We start from the raw sequence: 23243 nt of genomic DNA, 5'->3' as shown, positions 1-23243 counted from the left end.
TAATTTAGTTTTTAATAGTACAAATCCCCTTGCCGCTTGCCCATTGCTTTTTTTCTTTCCAACATCTACCCCAATTTCCCTCTTGCCCTTACCACACATTTAGCTTACTTTTAAAATAGTTAATTATTTGATTACAATAAAAATATACTCTTAATATCATACTTGCAATTATTTATATTCAATCTTTACTCATATAAATAATTTGATATACAATCAAACACTCCCTAAATAACATCAGAAGCTAAAAGCATTACGCTCCTAGCTTCCTATTCCTTTTTGACTTTATTTTTACCAGCTCTTACAGCTTACTTAATTAACTTATCTTACAATAACTACTTAACTTATTTATTTCCTAGTTAGTTATTTTGAGAAGGTTTTTCTCCCTTAACAGGAGTTGTAAGCTCTGCAATTGCAGCTTCTACTTCACCCTCAGCTGCCTTTAATAACTCATCTATTGCTGTGTTTAGGGCAATAAGCTCAGTCTTACCTTTACCTCCAGTATTATCGTTTTTATCTATGGCATTTTTTGCATGAGCATCTGTAGCATCTTCTTTGCCAAGGTCAGTATGTTCGGTTTTTAATTTATTTGAGAATGATTCACCACTAGTTTTTGCAGCAGTAACCTTTGTCTTAAGTAAAGAAGAGAGTCCAGCCTTAACATCTAATACTGTCAATTTACTATTTATATCCAACGCAACATTATATACCCCTGCAAGCAATGATCCATTCTTACCAGCCATAGCATCAAACTTCCCATCGGACTTAATCTTCTTACCAATAGCTTTAGCAAGCTCATCTATTGACTTAACTAAAGTATGAACTTCTTTTACACTTGCTGCAAAATCACTAGCATCTTTTATCTTTTTACTTATTTTTGCCAAATCAAGTACTGTTCCGTCAGGCTTAGCTGCTTCGTCACTTTTAAGCTCTGGCCCTCCATTATTACATGATATTAATACCATAAATAAAGTCATTATTATTGCACTTATTCTTTTTCTCATTTTTTTACGTGCCTCCTTTTAACTTATGCATTAGCATTATACCTCAACTTTCAAAGTTTACAAAGTTAAAAAAAAAAAAAATCAAATTTATCACCTTTAGCCGTTCTCTTAATGCTATAGCTCTTGCTATAGTTTCATCTTTAGGGGAAACACCAACATTGCCATCATTACTCTTAGCTAATTTAGCAGCTTTGCCTTCAGAACCTTTAGCAATAGCTTGTAATATATCAGCACCTGTTATTGCTCCAACTGCTTTAGCAGCATCAACCGCTGACTTCTTTTCATTATTAGCATCATATTTACTTTCTTAAAGTCAGTAATAGACTTAGGTAATGATTTTTTAAATGTGTTTACATCATTTGGGGATATAGTTTCCAAGGTATTAGGTTTTAGTACAGAGACAAAAAAGTCTGATGTTGGGGCTTATTTTAAGACAGTACAAGATACTATACAAGGCACTAAGGATAAACTTAATAAAATTGTCACTGACATGAAGAGAGAAGGAAATCCTAATGCAGCTGAAACTGAGACTGCTGTAAACAAACTAATTACTGAAACACTTGATAAGATAATAGAAGGAGCAAAGACAGCGAGTGATGCTATTGGTATTACAGGTGATGACTTACTTGGTAATGTTGCTGCTGCTAATGCTGCTGGTGCTGCTGGATTGGGGTTGATAGTCTAGTAAAGGGAATGAAAGATATTGTAGAAGTGGTTCTTAAAGACAAAGGAAATGCTGATGCTGGTACTGATAAAAAGCTAGTGATGGTTCTACTGCAAGAACTGTTAATGCTGGTGATGGTGAAGCGGGTAAATTATTTACTGCTGGTGCAGGTGCTGCTGGTGATGCTAATAATGCAAAAAAAGTTGCAGCTGATGCAGCAAAAGCCGTTGGTACAGTAACTGGAGCTGACATCTTGCAAGCTATGGTTAAAAACGCTGACGCTGTTAAATTAGCTAAGAACAATGCCGCTAATGCTGCTGATGCCGCTTAATGCTAAGGATGCAGTTATAGCAGGAGGAATAGCGCTCAGAGCCATGGCTAAGGATGGTAAATTTGCTGGTCCCAGTGCTGCTGATAATGATTATGTCCCTGCAGTTAAAGGAGCAGCAATAAGTGTAGTTACTAAAGCATTAGATACATTAACTATTGCAATAAGGAAAACAATTGATGCAGGCCTTAAAACAGTTAAAGAAGCTATGAAAATTAATGCTAATGATACTCCTATAAGTCCTGCTCAGAGCACCCCTAAAGCTACTACTAATAACTAGTTAAGGTAAGTATAAAGGATAAAGTTATTGTAAGGGAAATGCTTTTCTTGTTATTAATGCAGGAGGGTTAGTTTACTTTTTACTTAATACTTATCTTATAATAACTACTTAACTTATTTATTCCCTAATTAGTTATTTTGAGAAGGTTTTTCTCCCTTAACAGGAGTTGTAAGCTCTTTAATTGCAGCTTCTACTGCAGCATTAGCAGCCTTTAATAACTCATCTATTGCTGTATTGAGTGCTTCAAGCTCAGAAGCTCCTTTAGTTTTATCAGCATTAGTTCGTTCTATAGCTTTCTTTATATCAGCATCCTTAGCATCTTTTTTGCATAAATCATCGCTCTTCAATTTCTCTAAAAATAATTTACTTTTTGACTTTACATCAGTGATCTTTCCCTTCAATTCATCAGAAATTTCAACTTTTTGCTCTAATGCTGTCAACTTAGTATCTAAACCTGATATTACACTATATACTACTACCACTAATTGACCATTATTATCATTAGTTTCATCTTCAAAAGTACCATCATCTTTCTTAAGCTTTTTCCCAATAGCTTTAGCCAGCTCATCAATAGATTTAACCAAAGTATGAACTTCTTTAACACTTGATGCAAAATCACTAGCATCTTTTATCTTTTTACTTATTTTTCCAAATCAAGTACTGTTCCGTCAGACTTGGCTACTTCCTCACTTTTAAGCTCTGGCCCTCCATTATTACATGACATAAATACCATAAATAAAGTCATTATTATTGCACTTATTCTTTTTCTCATTTCTTTACGTGCCTCCTTTATTACTCTATTTAAGTAAAGGGGCTAGATATAAATAAGGAAATACCTCTCATGCATCAAGAGCGATAGAGCGTTCTACTTAAATGAATTTATTTATTATGTATTTCTTATTGATAATTCTTTATTATCACTACCCATTAGTTGTTGCTTCTGCAGTATTAGTTGCTTCCGCTGACTTATCTTCTTGTTTAACAGCTGCTAGTGCTTCATTTATTGTTTTTAATCCATTATCAACTGTATTCCTTATTGCTATTATAAGTGTACTTAATGTCTTACCTACCGCACTTGCTGCTGCTCCATTTACTGCATTAGCAGATTTTTCTTCATTCTTAGCAGCAAATTTACCATCCTTTGCCATTGCCCTTAATGCTATACCAGCTGCTATTACTGCATCTTTCTTTGCTCCTGCAGTAGAAATTTCATTTTTGTTATCAACAGCCTTAGCAATAGCAATTTCAGCTGCATTTTTGGCTGCGTTAATGCCATTAGTATTATCAGCAACAGGATTTTCTTCAGATTTAGCAATAGCTTGAAGAATATCAGCACCACTTACTGCTCCTATTGATGCACCTGCTGCTGCTGCCTCTGCTTCTGTGCCACTTTCTTTCTTTTCAAACAACTTGCCAATTGTTTTTTGCTGTTCTTCAGCAGTTTTAGTAGCTCCTGAATTACCCTCATCCTTTTTTAAAACCACTCCAACTATTTCTTTAATTCCTTTAACAAGTGCTTTGACACTTTCAGAATCAGCAGGTGCAGGATCCTGGCCACTATCTTTAGTAGCACCACCAATCTTATCTTCTCCTGTAGCACCTTTAGCTGCTTCTTTTGCTCCTATCGGAATCTTATCTAATGTGTCAGTGATAAACTTGTCAACAACTGTTTTAACTTTTACGTAATTACCATTCTTTGCAACTTCATCTTGCAACTTCTTTTTAACTGTTGTCATAGTACTCTCAATATCAGTAAAATACTTCCCTATATCACTTTTCTTAGTATCAGCCTTAATACCAAAAGCTCCAGTAACCATATCACCAAAAGTCACAAAAACATCTAAGAATCCCTTTCCTAAATTAGCTATAGATGTTAAGACTTAGCAAAAACTGTAAGCTCTGCGATTGCAGTTTTTACTGTACCATTAGCAGCTTTTAATAACTCATCTATTGCTGTGTTGAGTGCTTCAAGCTCAGTCTTACCTTTACCTCCAGTATTATCGTTTTTATCTATGGCATTTTTTGTATGAGCATCTGTAGCGTCTTTTTTACAAAGATCATCATCCCCTTTCACTTTGTTTAAGAATGCTGTACCTCTACTCTTAGAATCATTAATTTTTGTCTTAATATCTTCAGAAATTCCATTTACTTTTAATAACCCGTCCAATTTAGTACCTACATCCGTTACTATACCATATACCCCTGCAATTAGCCCCCCATTATTATTGTTAGCATCAGCTGCAAGAACACCTGTATCTTTCGTAAGCTTCTGTCCAATGGTTTTAGCAAGCTCATCAATAGATTTAACCAAAGTATGAACTTCTTTAACACTTGATGCAAAATCACTAGCATCTTTTATCTTTTTACTTATTTTTGCTAAATCAAGTACTGTTCCGTCAGGCTTAGCTGCTTCCTCACTTTTAAGCTCTGGCCCTCCATTATTACAGCTTACTAATACCATAATAAAGTTATTATTGCACTTATTCTTTTTCTCATTTTTTTACGTGCCTCCTTTTAACTTATGCATTACCTTCAGCATCAAAACTACCGCTAGCCAAATAGTCTCCCTGTTTCACAGAAAGAAAAAAAAGAGGTTTCCTTAGTATTTACCCTTAACTAATTATTTACTGGGCCACTAGTTGTTGCTTCTGCAGTATTAGTTGCTTCTGCTGACTTATCTTCTTGTTTAACTTTAGCTAATGCTTCATTTATTGCTTTTAATCCACTATCAACTGTATTCCTTATTGCTATTATAAGTGTACTTAATGTCTTACCTACTGCACTTGCTGCTGCTCCATTTACTGCATGGGCAGATTTTTCTTCACCAGTTTTAGCAGCGAATTTACCATCCTTTGCCATTGCCCTTAATGCTATACCAGCTGCTATTATTGCATCTTTTTGTGCTGCATCAAGAGTTTTAGTAGCTTCAACCTTAGCAGCAGCGATTTCCGCTGCATTACTTGCTGCCTGAATAGTGGGCTCACCAGTAGCCTCTGCAGACTTAGCAATAGCTTGGAGAATATCAACACCACTTACAGCACCAATTGATGCACTTGCTGCTGCTGCTTGTGCCTCTGTTCCATCAGCGGCTTTAGTACCAAACAAATTACCAATTGATTTCTTCTCAGCTTCTGCTGTCTTAGTAGCGTCTGCATTTCCCTCATCCTTTTTTAAAACTACCTCAACTATTTCTTTAATTCCTTTAACAAGTGAGTTCACGCTTGCTGCCTCTGCTGCTACAGCATCTTGACCTTCTTTCACAGCATTTCCAATAACAACATCAGTTGTAGCACCTTTAGCTGCTTCTTTTGCTCCTGATGCAATCTTATCTAATGTGTCAGTGATAAACTTGTCAACAACTGTTTTAACTTTTACATAATTACCATTCGTAGCAACTTCATCTTGTAATTTCTTTTTAACTGATGTCATAGTTTTTTCAATATCAGCGAAATACTTACCAATATCACTTTTCTTAGTATCAGCCTTAATGACGCACCCGCAACCATATCTCCAAAAGTCACAAAAACATCTAAAAATCCTTTCCCTAAATTAGCTATAGATGTTAAATACACATGTTTAGGATCCTCTGCAACCCCACCGCTATTACAGCTTACTAATACCATAAATAAAGTCATTATTATTTCACTTATTCTTTTTCTCATTTTTTTACGTGCCTCCTTTATTACTCTATTTAAGTAAAGGGGCTAGATATAAATAAGGAAACACCTCTCATGCATCGGGAACAATAGAAGAGTTCTCCTTAAATAACTTTATTTAGTTATTTACTACTTATTATAGTTCTTCTTAGTTTCAGAAATCTGATTATCAGTAGTTACAGGAGTATCATTAGGATTAATTTTCATAGCATCTTTAATTGTTTTAAGGCCTGCGTCAATTGTTTTTCTTATTGCAATAGTTAATGTATCTAGTGCCTTAGTAACAGCACTTACAGCTGAGCTCTCTATTATTTTCTTTGCATCAGCACTAGCAGCATCACTAGGACCAGCAAATTTACCACCCTTAAGCCATTCTCTTAATGCTATAGCTCTTGCTATAGTTTCATCTTTAGGGGAAACACCAACATTGCCATCATTACTCTTAGCTAATTTAGCAGCTTTGCCTTCAGAACCTTTAGCAATAGCTTGTAATATATCAGCACCTGTTATTGCTCCAACTGCTTTAGCAGCATCAACCGCTGACTTCTTTTCATTATTAGCATCATATTTACTTTCTTAAAGTCAGTAATAGACTTAGGTAATGATTTTTTAAATGTGTTTACATCATTTGGGGATATAGTTTCCAAGGTATTAGGTTTTAGTACAGAGACAAAAAAGTCTGATGTTGGGGCTTATTTTAAGACAGTACAAGATACTATACAAGGCACTAAGGATAAACTTAATAAAATTGTCACTGACATGAAGAGAGAAGGAAATCCTAATGCAGCTGAAACTGAGACTGCTGTAAACAAACTAATTACTGAAACACTTGATAAGATAATAGAAGGAGCAAAGACAGCGAGTGATGCTATTGGTATTACAGGTGATGACTTACTTGGTAATGTTGCTGCTGCTAATGCTGCTGGTGCTGCTGGATTGGGGTTGATAGTCTAGTAAAGGGAATGAAAGATATTGTAGAAGTGGTTCTTAAAGACAAAGGAAATGCTGATGCTGGTACTGATAAAAAGCTAGTGATGGTTCTACTGCAAGAACTGTTAATGCTGGTGATGGTGAAGCGGGTAAATTATTTACTGCTGGTGCAGGTGCTGCTGGTGATGCTAATAATGCAAAAAAAGTTGCAGCTGATGCAGCAAAAGCCGTTGGTACAGTAACTGGAGCTGACATCTTGCAAGCTATGGTTAAAAACGCTGACGCTGTTAAATTAGCTAAGAACAATGCCGCTAATGCTGCTGATGCCGCTTAATGCTAAGGATGCAGTTATAGCAGGAGGAATAGCGCTCAGAGCCATGGCTAAGGATGGTAAATTTGCTGGTCCCAGTGCTGCTGCCGATGATGCTGTTACTGCAATTAAAGGAGCAGCAGTCAGTGCAGTTGCTAAGGCATTAGATACATTAACAAAATAATTCCTAACGCAACGAGGGCTGAAACTGCGGTCAAAATCTAGTTAATGACATACTTAGCGAACTTACCACTTCTATGATCTTCAATTATAGAAGTAGCTTCTTGCATCATTCCATGATAGCTTCTTAAGCTCCAAGAACACTAATCCACTGCATGAATCGCAAGATTAACCTCAGACCGTTTTAACCTTAGTTTTTATTTCTTTATAGTAATAATCCTTTAAAATAAGGATTGCATTTACACCTCTATCATACATAACATTGCAATTACCACAAATCCATTCCTCATCACTCAATTTAAATTGATATTTTGATTGCCACAAACACTGCACAACTTGCTAAAAGGAAAAAATCTATCTACTTTATATAAGTTAGATTTGTACCATTTTGACTTTTATAATAATTGTCTTGTAAATTCATATCATCCTAAATCATTATTAGCTTTTAAAATTTAACTATGATAAGAAGCATATTCATTTATTACTAAAATTTATCCCTAATAAACAACCTCTAAGTTCATTAACAACCTAAAAACAATTTCTTAAAAGTCTATAAGAAAAAAATATTTTACATACTTCCATAAATACTATTGGAAAAATTATTTTAGTATGAAAGTTATTGTCTTATCTCTACTGGAAAGGTCTTTATTGATATCATTAAGAAATACATACAAATTCAATAAATTGTCATAACAAAGAATTCTCCACCTAAATTTAAAAGCTCTGCAACTTAACTATAGATGGGGAATTCTCTGCCATTTCTAGTTAAAGCAGACTATATTATATACTACCTTATAAACTTTTATTCTTTGCTAAGAAAAGCTAAAATAAATACTGAATATTACAAAAAATTATTAAATAATACTCTAGAAATTGAAAGACAAGTATATGCATTTTATAACAAAAATTTACTTGGAGGAATAATAACCAAATGGATAGGAAAAAAACAAAAATAATAACAATTGCATCGATTAAAGGGGGCGTAGGAAAGAGTACTTCTGCTATCCTTTTCTCTACTATCATTTCTAAAAACTCTAATGTCTTACTAATCGACATGGATGCCCAAGCAAGTCTTACAAGTTACTTTAATGAGTATCTTGAAAAATCACAAATTAATGTGGAATATACAAATATATATGAAATTTTACGAAAGAATATGGATATTAAGAATAGTATTTGCACTATAAATCAAAATTTAGACTTTATCCCTAGTTATCTAAATTTACACTTTTTTAATAATGATAATTTACCATTCAAAGAAACCAGGTTAAAAAAAGCACTTTATTTTATTAAAAATGCTTATGATTATATAATAATTGATACCAACCCAAGCCTAGATTTTACGCTAATTAATGCTCTTGTTGTCTCTGATTTGATTATATCTCCAATTCCAGCTGAAAAATGGTCTATAGAAAGCTTAGAAGCACTTAACTTTAAAATTAAACAATTGGACCTAAATTTACCCATATATATATTAAATACCAGATTCAGAAATAATAATTCAAATAAATTTTATCTAGACATTCTCAAACGAAACTCTAATTTTATTGGTTCCATAAGAGAGAGAGAGGATTTAAATAAAAGAATTGCACAAAATATTGGCTTTCCTCTAAATGAAGATTACACATCAGACTATAAAAAAGCATTAAAAAATTTGTTCGGGGCCGAACAAATTTAAGGAAGTTTATATGAAAAAGAATAAATTTAAGTTAAATAAAAGGATTATCGAAAAAGATACTTCTCTCCAAAAAAATACTAACGACATTAATATACAAATTTATGAAAAATTAAAAGCAAAACTCAAAATAAATTTAAAAGAAGATATCTACAACAAAATAGAAACCATGAAAATATTAAAAGAAATTAATGACAAAAAACTATTCAAATTAGATGGCTATAAAAACTTTAGCTCATTTATAAAAAACTATAATTTAGCCAGAACCCAAGTTTATGCATATCTAACTATTGCAGAAGGACTTAACAATAAATTAATAAATGAAGAATCTATAATAACAAAAGGAATAATGAACACATATTTTTTTCTATCGGCTAAAGAAACGGAAAACAAACAAAAGACATCAAACTTAATCAAGTCAATTAAACTACAATTCAAAAATCAAGACGCCTACAATTTTTACAAAACAAACTCAAAATTCACCTGTTTTCTTATGGAAAAGATCTTTACAAAAGACAAAGAATACATTGAAAAAACTAAAAAAGACTTTGAAAAATGCATGACAAAACCTAAAAAGAAAACGTGAACTGCTACTTTCTCTAAAGAAAAGATTATAGAAGTAGCTTCTTGCATCATTCCGTGTTAGTTGCAGTGGCTTTAAATCTTGATTCAAAGGACTATAAGAAAAAATATTCATATCAATTAGTAAGACATTGGGGTTTGAGGACAATAATGTATAAAATAAGGCTGGTGTGTTTTTTTATAGTTTCCCTTAATTGATGCTATAGTTATTATTTTTGTTTTTTCTCTATCCATTTGGTTATTATTCCTTCGGGTAAATTTTTGTTATAAAACGCATATACTTGTCTTTCAATTTCTAGAGTAATGTTTAATAATTTTTTGTAATATTCAGTATTTACTTTCGTTTTTTTTAACAAAGAATAAAAATTTGTAAGATAACATATGACGAACCCTGTTTTAAATCTGAATTCCATGCAAACACACCATCTTATGGTATAGGACTCGTTTTTTTCTACGTTTTTAATGACTAGGGGTTTTTGAAGTTTTTTGACGGAATAACAAATTCCTAGGAAAGCATCTTCTCCTTTAATGCTAAATAAGTGAAATGTGTATATTTTTCTTTCTTTGTTGGGATTTGAATATTTTTGAAGGGCAATTAAGAATTTATTTTTTTGTTTTCTGTTAATGCCGAATGTATAAAAATCGTTAAATGGTTTTGTATGGTATATTTTTTTCCCGTTGTTCTTTTCTATTTTATCGAAAATGTTTTTGATTTGCGTTTGAGATACGTTTAATTTTAATATTTCTGCTTTTTGTTTCAGTCGTTTGAATAGGTCATTCATTTTCAATTTCCTTGGTCTATGAATAAATGGTTTATACCTTATTTAGTATCTCTAAAAGTTCATAATAATAATGGTTATTAATTATCTTAGTATAATTTAGATTATTTGTGTTGTCTAGATAGTTTTTTAGTAATGGTACTAAAACTTTGACCTCCGTTTTTTGTTTTAATTGTTCAAGTAGTATGCTGAATATGTTGTTTCTAATATTGTTTTCATTGCTTTCCTTTTCTTTTGTTGCTTTTGTTATTGTGTTTGGATTTTTGTATTTTTTATTTACTGCTATGGAATTAGGTTTGTAATTGTGATTTTTATATGTCTTATTTAATTTTTCTTTTAATTTATTTTTATTGTGGTCTTCTTTTTTGAATTTTTTCTTTTTGTGATTCGGTGTTTCTTGTTTTAGTTTGAGTTCCGTTTGTTTATTTTTTATTACTTCTTTTTTTTCGTGTGGTTTTATATTATTTATATTATTTATATTATTTATACACTCCCATTTTTCTTCATTGATATTTTTTGAACATAGATATTTATAAACCCTTTCGTTGAATTTTTTTTCTCTTTTTCTTTTAAAGTATGAATTGATTTTGTGATAACATTTGTTTTTAGGATATCTGAGTTGATAATAAATTTCTGTTCCGTAGTTCTTTCCTAGATGTTTATAGTAGTTAATAGTTACTCGCAATTCTTTTTCTAATTTGTATAAATAGCTTTGTAATGTTTTAATCTTTATAATTTTTTGACCATTTCTTTTCAAATTGTTATTAAAGTAGTATAGTATGTTACTTTGGGTATATTTTCTTAAGGTTAAATTCATGTAATTTAGTGTTGATATTAGTACTACCAACTTATGTTGATGCTTATTGAATTTTTTTTTTGGTTCTTTGTTATGAGCTTTTTCTAAGATTTCCAATTTATTTACTCCTTCAAAAAAAAGTTGTGAGTACAGTGTATATGAAAAATTATGTTTTGTCAATAATGTACATTTTTGCCTAATAATTTATTGAATTTGTATGTATTTCTTAATGATATCAATAAAGACCTTTCCAGTAGAGATAAGACAATAACTTTCATACTAAAATAATTTTTCCAATAGTATTTATGGAAGTATGTAAATATTTTTTTCTTATAGACTTTTAAGAAATTGTTTTTAGGTTGTTAATGAACTTAGAGGTTGTTTATTAGGGATAAATTTTAGTAATAAATGAATATGCTTCTTATCATAGTTAAATTTTAAAAGCTAATAATGATTTAGGATGATATGAATTTACAAGACAATTATTATAAAAGTCAAAATGGTACAAATCTAACTTATATAAAGTAGATAGATTTTTTCCTTTTAGCAAGTTGTGCAGTGTTTGTGGCAATCAAAATATCAATTTAAATTGAGTGATGGGGAATGGATTTGTGGTAATTGCAATGTTATGTATGATAGAGGTGTAAATGCAATCCTTATTTTAAAGGATTATTACTATAAAGAAATAAAAACTAAGGTTAAAACGGTCTGAGGTTAATCTTGCGATTCATGCAGTGGATTAGTGTTCTTGGAACCTAAGAAGCTATCATGGAATGATGCAAGAAGCTACTTCTATAATTGAAGATCATAGAAGTGGTAAGTTCACTAAGTATCTTGAAAAAACACAGATTAATTTAGAATGTACAAATATATAAAAAACCATAAAAGATCAAAGCTTACGCTCACCAATTCACCCCATAAAAATTATTTCTTTTATGTTAAACATAAATATTTGAAAATCAACAAAATTGTTGTATAGTTTATTTAAGGTTTGATACACTTACGTATCACTCTTTCAGAAAAAGAAATTATAAAACCAATTAAAGGTTTTGTTAGAGACTTTAACTTAAAATCCCTAATAAGGCCTTTAATTTTTTATTCAAAAAACCAAAGAATGTTCCACCTAAATTTAAAAGTCCTGCAATTAAATTATAGATGGAGTATTTTTTGCCAAAGTATTCGGGTGTGTGAGGTTTTCATATAATAATTTTTCAGAGCCAAAGGAAAATGGACCAAAGCACAAGGATTGCCTAAATATAAATCTAGGTAAGATAAACGTATAGAACAAACAATGAAAAAGATTAAAGTAAAGGTAGATAATGGAAAAAATCAAATTGCCCAAGACAGGATTTGTAAGAATTAAGTTACATAGGAGACTTCAAAGTAGTGAAATTATAAAAAATGTAACTATAGAAAAGACCTTGATAATAAATGCTATTTACATAGCATTTGAATGCTTAGATGTCAAAAATAATAATGAAGTTGATAATGAAAAAGAGGTAGTAGATAATGATAAGAAAATGGGGGTATTTTTTGTGAGTATTGAAGGAGAAAATCACCTTAAATGATGACTTAAAAGTGCTAATAAACTTACGAGATATTAAAGAAGACTATCTAAGAAAATGAAATGTTCAAATAATAGAGTTAAAGGCAGGTTAGATGAGGAATAGACCTGTGATAATTGCAATGTTATGTATGATAGAGGTGTAAATGCAATCCTTATTTTAAAGGATTATTACTATAGAGAAATAAAAACTAAGGTTAAAACGGCCTGAAGTTAAGCTTGTGATTCATGCTCTAGTGGATTAGTGTTCTTGGGGACCTAAAAAGCTTAGTAACACGCTTAGTGAATTATCCATTGTGTTTTGAAAAGATATAAGTCAAATAATTTGTTTGCGGTTTTAGCATATACAAAGTCCTAGCTGATAATACATTTGCAAGTTTTCCCAAAAATAGACTACAATTTTAATTGATTAAAAAACATCTTAATAAAAAAACAACTTTCCCAAACGGAGAGGAGGGAAAGTTAATAATGTACCTAAACACTTATGTACTTTAGGTACCCATAAGTTAAAAGAAGGTAAATGAAACTCATTGTATGGAGTTCATTTATCTTAAATAATACAAAACCTCTAAAAAAGTTAACATTAATATTATCTAAATAAGAACAAATCAATATTCAAGACTATTAACTGTCATTGAGAAAAATTTTTCCTTATATTTAGATTTTATACCACAATTTTGTAAATTCAATATCTTCTATTACAAAATAGAGTGTTTATTTTTGAAGTTTTTATTTGTTTAATTAAGTATAAAATTAATTCTATGAGAATGATAGAAGGACACTCTTTTTACAAGGTTTCTGAAGCACAAGAAGTCCTTAAAAGTAAGTTTGGTTATAAAATTACAAAGAGCCATTTAAGATATAAGTTAGAAGTTTTAGAATGTTATATCAGGGTGGGGAACATCATGTTAATTCCTGAAGACTTTTTGAAATATTTAACCCTTAGTTTGCTCGCATTTAAAAATAATGAGAAGTATAAATTTGAAATAAAGAGAGAAGTTAGAGAAAAGATGCCTCAATTTAGAAAGTTAATAGCGAAGGCAATATCAAAAGAGTGAATTTAATGTAATTAAAATTATAACCTAAGACTGATATCATCAGACTTTACATTTTAAAGTCATGATTTTTTGTGTTTCGTCTAGTATTATTGAATATAACAAGATTGACATTAAATCCAGGATTTTTGTTAATAAAATTTAATTTGAGTTGACAAAAAAATTGTAATGTGCTTTAATGTAAAGCAAGACTTTTATTTCAGATAAGGAGAGGTATTATGAAAAAGAGTTTTGATAACAAAATGGATATTCCTTTTATCAATGCCTTATATTAAATTTTAATAGTCACTCTTATGTTGGACAAAGTAGTTCTTGTAGAATTTTAATATAAAAATTAGTAACGCAATAACAAGTAAACTATAAGAGTAGTTTTATTAGCTAAAGTAATAAATAATATTATTAGAAGCGACAAAGTCAGTCGCAACTTAATGTAATTCTTCAAGTCACATTCTAATGGTCAAGCATTATGGATGTGACTTTTTAAATTTAGGTGGAGAATTCTTTGTTATGACAATTTATTGAATTTGTATGTATTTCTTAATGATATCAATAAAGACCTTTCCAGTAGAGATAAGACAATAACTTTCATACTAAAATAATTTTTCCAATAGTATTTATGGAAGTATGTAAATATTTTTTTCTTATAGACTTTTAAGAAATTGTTTTTAGGTTGTTAATGAACTTAGAGGTTGTTTATTAGGGATAAATTTTAGTAATAAATGAATATGCTTCTTATCATAGTTAAATTTTAAAAGCTAATAATGATTTAGGATGATATGAATTTACAAGACAATTATTATAAAAGTCAAAATGGTACAAATCTAACTTATATAAAGTAGATAGATTTTTTCCTTTTAGCAAGTTGTGCAGTGTTTGTGGCAATCAAAATATCAATTTAAATTGAGTGATGAGGAATGGATTTGTGGTAATTGCAATGTTATGTATGATAGAGGTGTAAATGCAATCCTTATTTTAAAGGATTATTACTATAAAGAAATAAAAACTAAGGTTAAAATGGTCTGAGGTTAATCTTGCGATTCATGCAGTGGATTAGTGTTCTTGGAGCTTAAGAAGCTATCATGGAATGATGCAAGAAGCTACTTCTATAATCTTTTCTTTAGAGAAAGTAGCAGTTCACTTTGATTTTAATAGGAATTTTTAAATTTGGAAAATATTAATTATAATATTAAAGGTTTTTTACTCTAAAGCAGATTATTATTTTATAATATCCCTATAGGATATAGGCTTTTTAAGTGTTTCTTTTTTGTTTTTATATCAAACTTATATCTCTGTGTTATTTTTATATGATTTGCAATATCATGAAGCAATGATCTTGATGTTTTGAGTAGGTGTGGTAATTAATTTAATGGATAAAGAATTTTCTAATTTGACTTTAAAGAATATCGCATTAGTTTTAGTAGATATTCAAAACGATTTTTTGGAATCTGGGGCTCTTTCCGTTCCTCATGGTAATGACATTATCCCTTTAGTGAACCAACTTCAGGATTGTTTTGAGCACATTGTTGCGACTAAAGATTGGCATTGTGAGAATCACATAAGTTTTTTAAGTGATACTAATTGTAGGGGTTGGCCTAAGCATTGTGTTCAAAATACATGGGGAGCAGAATTTCCAAAGGATTTGGATGTTAAGAAAATAAAGGCTGTTTTTCTAAAGGGACAGGACAGAAATTATGACAGCTACAGTGGATTTTATGATGACTCTAGTAAGAAAAAGTCAACGGGTCTTTTGGATTATCTTCAATCCAATGCAATTGATACGGTGTTTATGGTAGGCTTAGCGTTGGATTTTTGCGTAAAGGAAACAATCATTGATGCCTATAATTTAGGATTTCAATCTTATTTAGTAACCGATGCTACAAGGAGTATTTCTTCTTTTCCTGAATTGATAATTATGGAGCTTGAAAAGCTTGGTATATTGACCTGTTTGGTAAGAGATATTCTGAATAATTTTAGTTTTCTTTAATTTCAGAAAGTTGAAATTCATGTATTTAATCCCCATTGGTTTTTGTTGATATCATAAATGCAATCAGGAGTGTTCTATATTGATAGTAATCCTAAGTTGTTGATAACTAAGGTTTTAAAATTTATAATTTTGTAGTAGAATGGGGAATTGTTATTAATGAGTGTTGTGATAAATCTTTTGAGTATTATTTGCTTAGTTATTACCTTAAGTGGCTGTAGTGTGGATAAGAAAGGTAATGTAAATCTTCAATCTTTTGAAGATGGTTTAGATGTCCCATTATACGATAATGATTCTGAGCAGAATGAATTTCAGGGGGATAAAGCCATCTGGCAACTTTTTAAAGATAGTAAAAAACAAATAGGAAAGAATAATATTGATCAAATAGATGTGGATAATAAGGATAAAGGAGTAATTAAAAAAGAAGTTTTAAATGATCATGTGGATGATCAAAAATTTGCAGGAGTAGATATTTTAGAAGTGGAAAAATTAGATGATTATCTGTTGCAGGATAGTGTATTATTTTCCTTACAAGATAGTATAGAGTATATAGGTGAACAGGCGGTTGTTTTTGAGACTAGCAAGGATAACGATGTAGTCTCAAGAATAATGTTGGAAGAAGATTTATTAGAGAGATCTAAGCAAAGATTAAAAGATAATCTAAATGAAAGACAAAAAGAGGCATTAGAATTTTTGGAAAAAGCTTTGACTAATAAGATCGATAAGTTGAATCGGATTTTAGTTTTAGATGAAGATGAAGTTAAAAATATGCTTAACATAATAAATAAAAATTTAGACAGTATAAGGAAATTTGAATCTGTAAATGAGATTATTTTAGATCTTGGTAATTTAGATGGTGGGGAACTTGCATTAAAGATGAGTGATGAGGTGAGAGTAGAATATACAGAAGTAAAAAATGATTTAAGTGAGGAAATTGAGCCTTCATTGGATAATTATTTGTCTGTAATAGATGCCCATTTCAATGATGACGATATAAGATCTAGTATGGATAGTATCAATGCTATTGAAATTTTATCACCTTCGTTTGATTTTAAATTTGCTGAAGCTTCTCTTATAAGAGAAGATTAGATAGATAATTTGTACATAAACTTCCCACAATTGGGAATTGTTGTTAAGTTATATAAAATATGGTTTTGTGGCTCTGTAGGGTATTTTTTTGTAAAATTTAAAACCGACTTCCATTTATTTTTAGTTTTTAAATTTAAATCATTCTTAATGATTTAAGAGAATTTGATTCGTCCTAAAAGTATTGATGTTTAAGTTAAATTTATAGATATAAGGAATTCATTCTATAAGTTTTGGGCTTAAACATTAATTTAATATTCAGACAGCAATTATCTTATGACACGATGTTCAGTTAAGTTAGTTACTGTTTAACAAAAGATGACAAGGAATTTTCCGTCTATAATTTTTATGAAATTTAGGTGGAGAATTCTTTGCCATGATAATTATGTATTTCTTAATGATATCAATAAAGACCTTTCCAGTAGAGATAAGACAATAACTTTCATACTAAAATAATTTTTCCAATAGTATTTATGGAAGTATGTAAATATTTTTTTCTTATAGACTTTTAAGAAATTGTTTTTAGGTTGTTAATGAACTTAGAGGTTGTTTATTAGGGATAAATTTTAGTAATAAATGAATATGCTTCTTATCATAGTTAAATTTTAAAAGCTAATAATGATTTAGGATGATATGAATTTACAAGACAATTATTATAAAAGTCAAAATGGTACAAATCTAACTTATATAAAGTAGATAGATTTTTTCCTTTTAGCAAGTTGTGCAGTGTTTGTGGCAATCAAAATATCAATTTAAATTGAGTGATGAGGAATGGATTTGTGGTAATTGCAATGTTATGTATGATAGAGGTGTAAATGCAATCCTTATTTTAAAGGATTATTACTATAAAGAAATAAAAACTAAGGTTAAAACGGTCTGAGGTTAATCTTGCGATTCATGCAGTGGATTAGTGTTCTTGGAACCTAAGAAGCTATCATGGAATGATGCAAGAAGCTACTTCTAGAATCTTTTTTAGAGAAAGTAGTAGTTCATGTTACAGCATTGATCTGCTTAACAGATATGATAGAATGAATATATTCACCACATATAATTGGGTTGACTTATTGATTGTTTTTGTATGTTTATATTGATTTGTTATTTAAGGAATATAAACATACAAAAACCAATTATTGTTCCTATAAGAGTATATTTGTAATATTTGTTGGCAGTGAATAAATATAAAGTCAAAATTAGCATTTCAAACATCAGATAAGGGGTTTGAAAAATTTTTTTGGGAATGATTTGTAAGTTAGAAGCAAGTTTTTTTATTGTGTTATAAAAATATGCTATGCATAAAGTTAGACAAGAATACACAATTATTGAAGTCATAAGGGCCTCCATATATTAATATTACTTTAATTGTAGCTCGGGTTTTTGGGAATACTAATTTCATATTAATGAATTTCATTCTTTATTGGTCTTTATATGATTATGATTTAGATATTTTTAGATTTATATGTACCACAATAGTCATTATGCATAAAATAAGTTTTGAAATACTAAGGTAGGGCGACTTGGGGGTTTTTTGTGTTAAATACAAGTGTAGTTTACGAAATTATGTGTTTTGGATTAATATATAATATATACTATATAAGTAGTTTTGATTTATTAGTATGAAAGCGTTTATCTTATTCTTGCTTGTTTAAGGATCATTATATGAAAGTGATTAAATTTCCTAAGAGGAAGAGCTTAAAGTCTGAACAAATGGATATTGAAGCATTTATGGCTCAAGTTGATTATACGACTGCGCAGTTAGATAGAGAATTTAGAGAGTTCCAAAGGCAGTATGGAACAGATAAAGGTCTTGATGATTGGATGGCACATATGGAAAAGGAAAGTCAGCTTAAAAATCAGCAAATTCAGGTAAGAACTGAAACTTTAAGTTCTCTTTTTGAAAAAAGACTTAGTGATAAGATAGAAAACAAGTAAAAGTATAACCCAATCTTAGTTTGCTTATTTATATTCAAGTATGGAGGGTTTTTTAATTAATGTGTACTAGTATTTTGATATAGGTTGATTTTAGTTTGTGTAGGAGGTTAGGGTGAGAATTATGAAAAATATTGTTTTGACCTTGTTATTTATGATATTTAGTTGTAGTCATGGTGTATTTAGTAAACCATCATCTGGTCTTATTAAGGATTATGTTGGGGTGATTTTTGATAATCATAAGTATTATTGCATTGAAGAATTACCTATAAAGTCTGATTTAGTGTTTGAGCTTGTAGATAGTAAGTCCAAAGCTACACCATGGACTTACTATCAAGTATTAGACGGACAACATATTGCAACAAGAAGGAGTGTTTATGAGAGTAGTTCGAATAGAACTAGTAGTTTTACTGTTGGGAAGGTTAGTCTATTAATAGATTCAACTTGTGTAGGTAAATTGGGTATTAAGACTTTAAAAGAGCTTAAAGAGTATTTAATAAAAGATAGAAATTTAGATTCTTTGGGTGTTAAATTTATTTTAGATTTTAGCCCTAGTAAATTATTGTCCAGCCCAAGTAAAAGTCTGCTTGGTACTCAATGCATTGTTTTTGATTACAATGGGTTGATTTCTTTCAAAGATAGTATCGATAAGAAGAAGAGTGATATCAATTTAACTTTGAATCTTGCTAATAAAGATTTGCAAAGTAATATGTATTATTTATCTCCTAAGACATATGATAAGTACATAGATACTGAGAATAAGTTTGTTGATAGTAAAAGGCAAGATAAAAATAATTTTTATTTTAAAATTCAAGGTAATGTGGAGGGTCTTTTAAGTGCTTTAGAAGGAATTCTTCGAAAGGTTAAGAAAGGAGAGTTATAATAACTTTTTTTGGATATAGGAGGTTAGCTTTAGAGCTAAGGCCTTTGTTATATTAATATATGGGCTGTAAGTCAATTGCTCACCAATTGGTCCAATTTGTGGTTGTAAGGGTTGAGGAGAGATATGTTGATATCTAAATTTGTGTAGCTAATAAATTTTGGTTTGTGCATTGCATTAATACAATAGCATGGAAATTAATTAATTTTGGCTTAAGTTGACCCGGAAAGTAAAATATGTAATGTGTTTTCAGGTTTGTTATTTTAATGTTAGGCATGTAAAGATTGGCTTTTATTGGTAAAGCAATAAATCTCATTATAGAAGAAATAGGTAATAGGGATATCATGTTGCAATAGTTACAAAGATACTAAAAGATTATGAGAGAATAGGCAGGATGCTGGATAAATATCCAGCGTTTTTTCAGAGCTGTTATTAAGGTATTATTTATTTTATTATTTTCAATTTTTGAGTGGTCTGTTCTGATAAGAGAGCATAGGTTTCGGGATTTTTTTGCAATTTTATCGGCAGCATCATTGTATCATTTTTCAAAATTTATTTTTGTAATTTATAGTAAATGGTATATACTTACCAGCAATTGTTGTATCTCAATATTGAGATACAACAATTCGAGTAATTTGATATCTCAGGGGGGGAAATGTGAAAAAGAGTATTTTAGCAGTATGTATGTTAACGTTATTGTGTTTGTTATCATGTGATATAGATGCCCTTAATGAATTGCTAATCAAAGCAAGGGAAAAATTTTCAGAGGAAAATAAAAATATAGAAGGTTCAGGCCATAAACAGGAAGGTGAAGAAGAGCAAGTAGATTTTGTTGAAAATATGAAAGAAAGAGGAGTACGTCAAGTGGTTCAGGGCGATCCTGTAGCATCTGTTAATGATTCTATTCCGATATTGCAATATCCTCAACAAGAAACGATAGAAATAGAAGAAAAAGATTTAATTCCAAGTACTAAAGAAGAAAAGGAAGCGGATAAGGCAATTAAAGAGGTAGAACGTGCTCTTGGAGATTCTGGATTCCAGCAATTAATTAAGAATGCACATGAGCTTAAAGATAAATATAAACAACTAGAATCAGATTTTTATGATATAATCGCAAAAGTCCAAGGAGAAAGAGGAGAATTACAGAAAGGAAGTTCTAATAACAATAGAGACAAGATACGAAAACTAACTCAATTGCAAAATAGGTTAAGTGGGGAGAGGTCTAATCTTGATATGCTTATGACTCAAGTTGATAGTGGACTTAATGAGCAAATATCTGCAAAATGCTTGTTTGAAGAAGCACAAAAAACTTTAAAAGCAGCTATTACCAAGAGGTTAGAGAGTGAGTCACGTGTAGGTTACTCCTTTAGAAGAGTAAACAGTAATTTGTCAGTACAATTATCCAGAGAAGCACAACGATATGCAGAAAATTCTTTAGGGCAATTAGAATCTTCTTCTACAAAGCTTAATGAAGCAATGGCAAAAAAGAGAGATATAGAAGAACTCATTGAGGAGGCAAAATCTTCTCTAGCGAGTTAAGAGATAAAAAAGGTACTTAAGTAGATTCTAACATTAGTTTTTTAAATAAGAGTTTCCTGTAAAAAGGGAGCTTTTATAGATTTATTTAAGTAAATGTAATGTTCTTAGGTTTAATTATTTAGATACTAATAGATTATTTTAAAGGTTTATAGGGATATGCTTTGTGAATACTGAGCCCGAAAAAGAGAACATGTTAATCAGGAATATAAGGTTTAGACAAAGGCTTTTTAAAGCCTATTGAGACTATATGGTTAGTGACACAAGAATAGTTCAGGCAGAGAGAATTTCGTATCGAGGAGAGAAGCATTAAGAGGGGAGATAATGAGTTTATCGATTATTTAATCAGAAATGAACATACAAACTACAAGATAAGCTTAATGTTGCATAATAAACGAAACTTTTTATAGCATTATTTAACTTAAGTAGTAATAAATCAAAGTAAAATATTGTGACTTAAAGATTCAATTTCTGATGTTGCAGCACCAGCTGAAGATATTTCTATCAATGGTATTCTGTATAATATAAATTCTTATCATAAGTTCTATGGTCAAAAGTTAATTGTTTAGGTGGTGTTATTAAGATAGCCGTCTCTTATACATAAGGTCCTTTATCTTGTTGTTATAAATTGTATTCTAGTCTCTAAAAACGAATATATGTATTAACAGTAAAGATAGGCTTACTTGTGGCCTATCTTAGTAATTTTTATTTAAAGTGCTTAACTTTAAAGGTAAACTTATCTAGCATCAATAGTATCGTCAAGTTTGTTCTCACTCATTTTGGTCTTTGGGGGTATGTTTTTATAAATTCTATTTCTTCGTATGCTTTATAGGCATTTTTATTACTTTCTTGAACTTTTGGAATTAAAGAACTTACGTCTTTTTTAAGTTTATATAATTTTATCTTTGCTTGCTGTTCTTTTTGGTAACCAAAATTATTAGTAGTAAGATGTGTAGCATTATTTAGACTTTCTTCAATTGTACTTATTGAAGAGAATTGTTGTTTGAAGTACTTCCAAAACTGTGCCCGGATATGAATTGTAATTAATGTCAATAGGTGTTGTGCCACCGAGACTTAAGTAATTTGTGTTTCCTAAGAGTACCCCCCAGCAAAGCCACTTATACTATACCTGCTGAAATTTCACTACTTTTCCAACAGAGTGTGACAAATGCTCTTCTTGACTGCTTAAAATACCATCAAGCATAGAGGCTCTTGAACTTTTTTATAGCTTTTCTATTTCTTGATGTAGAGCCTTTACCACTTGACTTTTTAGTAGTATTGTTTTGATTTTTGCTAGAAGCATTTCAATAGTTTCTTTATTAGTTTCCAATGTAGAGTAAATTTTATCAGGTAAATTAACGGATTTATCTTTAAGTTCACCATTAAGTATTAAATTACAACTAATAAAACTCAAAAGCAAACTTAAGCTAAATACTTTGTCTTTAATTGCATGTATTTATCATTTCCCCTGTTGTCTAGATTGCTTTTTTATTAAAAAAAGCGGTTATTAAATAATTCTAGAAAGACTTAAAAATAACATGTTTTAAGTAAATTACTAGCTTATCTTTATAAAAGTTCAATAGAATTATATTATTGTTAAATAGTACATCATTTGTATATAAGCCTTTTCCTTTTCATTAATAATTAAAACATAAATATTTTATAAGTTCTATATTATTTGATTTATAGCTGAATATCAGTTGATATAATAATTCAAAGGGAAAATGAAAAGTAATTCAAAAGTATGATTTTGATTATTTTTAGGGTAATTATTGGCAAAGGAATGTTTACTAATAGAAAATTAGAGGTAATTTTAGAGAAAGGCATAATTTCTTTAGGATTTATTTCAAATGAATAAGTAGTAGATATTTTGGTAATAAATTTTTTAGGTTTGATTTTAGTAAAAATATTTTTTATATTAAGCATTGGTGTGCAAATATATATCTATTTATAAAAATGTCAACTTTGTACATTTTCATAGCAATTTTAGTCAATATTATAAGTCAAATAATCTTATACTAATAGCAAATTATA

The 23243-nt window shown here is 30.1% G+C and carries 16 protein-coding genes and 8 pseudogenes; 12 read left to right on the top strand and 12 right to left on the bottom strand.

The window, feature by feature from the left end; genetic code table 11:
• Positions 1 to 356: 356 nt before the first annotated feature.
• Positions 357 to 1001, bottom strand: coding sequence for a Vsp/OspC family lipoprotein (locus tag bhYOR_RS06315; RefSeq protein WP_247088520.1), 645 nt, complete (start codon positions 999 to 1001; stop codon positions 357 to 359).
• A 94-nt stretch (positions 1002 to 1095) separates the two neighbouring features.
• Positions 1096 to 1293: pseudogene (locus bhYOR_RS06310) on the bottom strand (variable large family protein); the annotation flags it as partial.
• A gap of 12 nt (positions 1294 to 1305) precedes the next feature.
• On the opposite strand from bhYOR_RS06310, the pseudogene bhYOR_RS06305 reads away from it, so the two are divergent.
• A pseudogene (locus bhYOR_RS06305) lies at positions 1306 to 2273 on the top strand (variable large family protein); the annotation flags it as partial.
• 128 nt (positions 2274 to 2401) lie between these two features.
• Here bhYOR_RS06305 and bhYOR_RS06300 read toward each other — a convergent pair.
• The 6 genes and pseudogenes from bhYOR_RS06300 to bhYOR_RS06280 form a co-directional block, all read right to left on the bottom strand.
• A pseudogene (locus bhYOR_RS06300) lies at positions 2402 to 2997 on the bottom strand (Vsp/OspC family lipoprotein).
• Positions 2977 to 3045, bottom strand: a pseudogene (locus tag bhYOR_RS08470) (Vsp/OspC family lipoprotein); the annotation flags it as partial. The pseudogenes bhYOR_RS06300 and bhYOR_RS08470, both read right to left, overlap by 21 nt.
• 148 nt (positions 3046 to 3193) lie before the next feature.
• Positions 3194 to 4150 (bottom strand): annotated as a pseudogene (locus tag bhYOR_RS06295) (variable large family protein); the annotation flags it as partial.
• Positions 4147 to 4734 carry a Vsp/OspC family lipoprotein gene (locus bhYOR_RS06290; RefSeq protein WP_172641854.1) on the bottom strand — a complete coding sequence of 196 codons (588 nt, stop codon included), beginning with the start codon at positions 4732 to 4734 and terminating at the stop codon, positions 4147 to 4149. The gene bhYOR_RS06290 and the pseudogene bhYOR_RS06295, both read right to left, overlap by 4 nt.
• A gap of 155 nt (positions 4735 to 4889) precedes the next feature.
• A pseudogene (locus tag bhYOR_RS06285) lies at positions 4890 to 5935 on the bottom strand (variable large family protein).
• Between the two features lie 123 nt (positions 5936 to 6058).
• Positions 6059 to 6490: pseudogene (locus bhYOR_RS06280) on the bottom strand (variable large family protein); the annotation flags it as partial.
• A 12-nt stretch (positions 6491 to 6502) separates the two neighbouring features.
• On the opposite strand from bhYOR_RS06280, the pseudogene bhYOR_RS06275 reads away from it, so the two are divergent.
• The 4 genes and pseudogenes from bhYOR_RS06275 to bhYOR_RS06260 form a co-directional block, all read left to right on the top strand.
• Positions 6503 to 7353 (top strand): annotated as a pseudogene (locus bhYOR_RS06275) (variable large family protein); the annotation flags it as partial.
• Positions 7354 to 8089: 736 nt separating this feature from the next.
• Positions 8090 to 8305, top strand: a complete 216-nt coding sequence (locus tag bhYOR_RS06270) for a DUF226 domain-containing protein (protein ID WP_040126311.1) — start codon at positions 8090 to 8092, stop codon at positions 8303 to 8305.
• Positions 8281 to 9027: a ParA family protein gene (locus bhYOR_RS06265; protein ID WP_025400156.1), complete on the top strand. Its 747-nt coding sequence runs from the start codon at positions 8281 to 8283 to the stop codon at positions 9025 to 9027. The genes bhYOR_RS06270 and bhYOR_RS06265 overlap by 25 nt, the downstream gene beginning before the upstream one ends.
• A gap of 10 nt (positions 9028 to 9037) precedes the next feature.
• A complete protein-coding gene (locus bhYOR_RS06260; RefSeq protein ID WP_025434362.1) occupies positions 9038 to 9610 on the top strand; it encodes a chromosome replication/partitioning protein in 573 nt (190 codons plus the stop codon).
• Positions 9611 to 9815: 205 nt separating this feature from the next.
• Here bhYOR_RS06260 and bhYOR_RS06255 read toward each other — a convergent pair whose 3' ends face one another.
• Positions 9816 to 10388 (bottom strand): DUF226 domain-containing protein, encoded by a 573-nt coding sequence (locus bhYOR_RS06255; protein ID WP_025400158.1) that lies wholly within the window; start codon positions 10386 to 10388, stop codon positions 9816 to 9818.
• Between the two features lie 31 nt (positions 10389 to 10419).
• Entirely contained in the window at positions 10420 to 11298 is an 879-nt protein-coding gene (locus tag bhYOR_RS06250; protein ID WP_247088518.1) for a plasmid maintenance protein, read from the bottom strand.
• 1202 nt (positions 11299 to 12500) lie between these two features.
• On the opposite strand from bhYOR_RS06250, the gene bhYOR_RS06245 reads away from it, so the two are divergent.
• From bhYOR_RS06245 to bhYOR_RS06215, 7 genes are all read left to right on the top strand, one after another.
• Positions 12501 to 12749: a hypothetical protein gene (locus bhYOR_RS06245; protein WP_071190280.1), complete on the top strand. Its 249-nt coding sequence runs from the start codon at positions 12501 to 12503 to the stop codon at positions 12747 to 12749.
• Positions 12750 to 13506: 757 nt separating this feature from the next.
• Entirely contained in the window at positions 13507 to 13803 is a 297-nt protein-coding gene (locus bhYOR_RS06240) for a hypothetical protein (protein ID WP_080684296.1), read from the top strand.
• Positions 13804 to 15166: 1363 nt separating this feature from the next.
• Entirely contained in the window at positions 15167 to 15784 is a 618-nt protein-coding gene (locus bhYOR_RS06235; RefSeq protein ID WP_025400161.1) for a nicotinamidase, read from the top strand.
• A 219-nt stretch (positions 15785 to 16003) separates the two neighbouring features.
• The gene (locus bhYOR_RS06230; RefSeq protein ID WP_247088516.1) at positions 16004 to 16870 is read left to right on the top strand and encodes a hypothetical protein; all 867 of its coding nucleotides are present in this window, start codon (positions 16004 to 16006) and stop codon (positions 16868 to 16870) included.
• Positions 16871 to 18523: 1653 nt separating this feature from the next.
• Positions 18524 to 18796 (top strand): hypothetical protein, encoded by a 273-nt coding sequence (locus tag bhYOR_RS06225; RefSeq protein ID WP_025400164.1) that lies wholly within the window; start codon positions 18524 to 18526, stop codon positions 18794 to 18796.
• Between the two features lie 121 nt (positions 18797 to 18917).
• On the top strand, positions 18918 to 19676 hold the full coding sequence (locus bhYOR_RS06220; RefSeq protein ID WP_040126252.1) for a hypothetical protein: 759 nt from the start codon (positions 18918 to 18920) through the stop codon (positions 19674 to 19676).
• Between the two features lie 654 nt (positions 19677 to 20330).
• The gene (locus tag bhYOR_RS06215; RefSeq protein WP_247088514.1) at positions 20331 to 21212 is read left to right on the top strand and encodes a P12 family lipoprotein; all 882 of its coding nucleotides are present in this window, start codon (positions 20331 to 20333) and stop codon (positions 21210 to 21212) included.
• Positions 21213 to 21983: 771 nt separating this feature from the next.
• On the opposite strand, the gene bhYOR_RS06210 is transcribed toward bhYOR_RS06215, so the two are convergent.
• Together bhYOR_RS06210 and bhYOR_RS06205 are read right to left on the bottom strand one after the other, a co-directional pair.
• A complete protein-coding gene (locus bhYOR_RS06210; protein ID WP_025434403.1) occupies positions 21984 to 22277 on the bottom strand; it encodes a hypothetical protein in 294 nt (97 codons plus the stop codon).
• 154 nt (positions 22278 to 22431) lie between these two features.
• On the bottom strand, positions 22432 to 22629 hold the full coding sequence (locus bhYOR_RS06205; protein ID WP_025434402.1) for a hypothetical protein: 198 nt from the start codon (positions 22627 to 22629) through the stop codon (positions 22432 to 22434).
• Positions 22630 to 23243 lie beyond the last annotated feature (614 nt).

The organism is Borrelia nietonii YOR (assembly GCF_023035795.1).
Lineage (GTDB): Bacteria > Spirochaetota > Spirochaetia > Borreliales > Borreliaceae > Borrelia > Borrelia hermsii.
The sequence above is the reverse complement of the archived record's forward strand: the minus strand, read 5'-3'. Positions and strand labels throughout refer to the sequence as shown.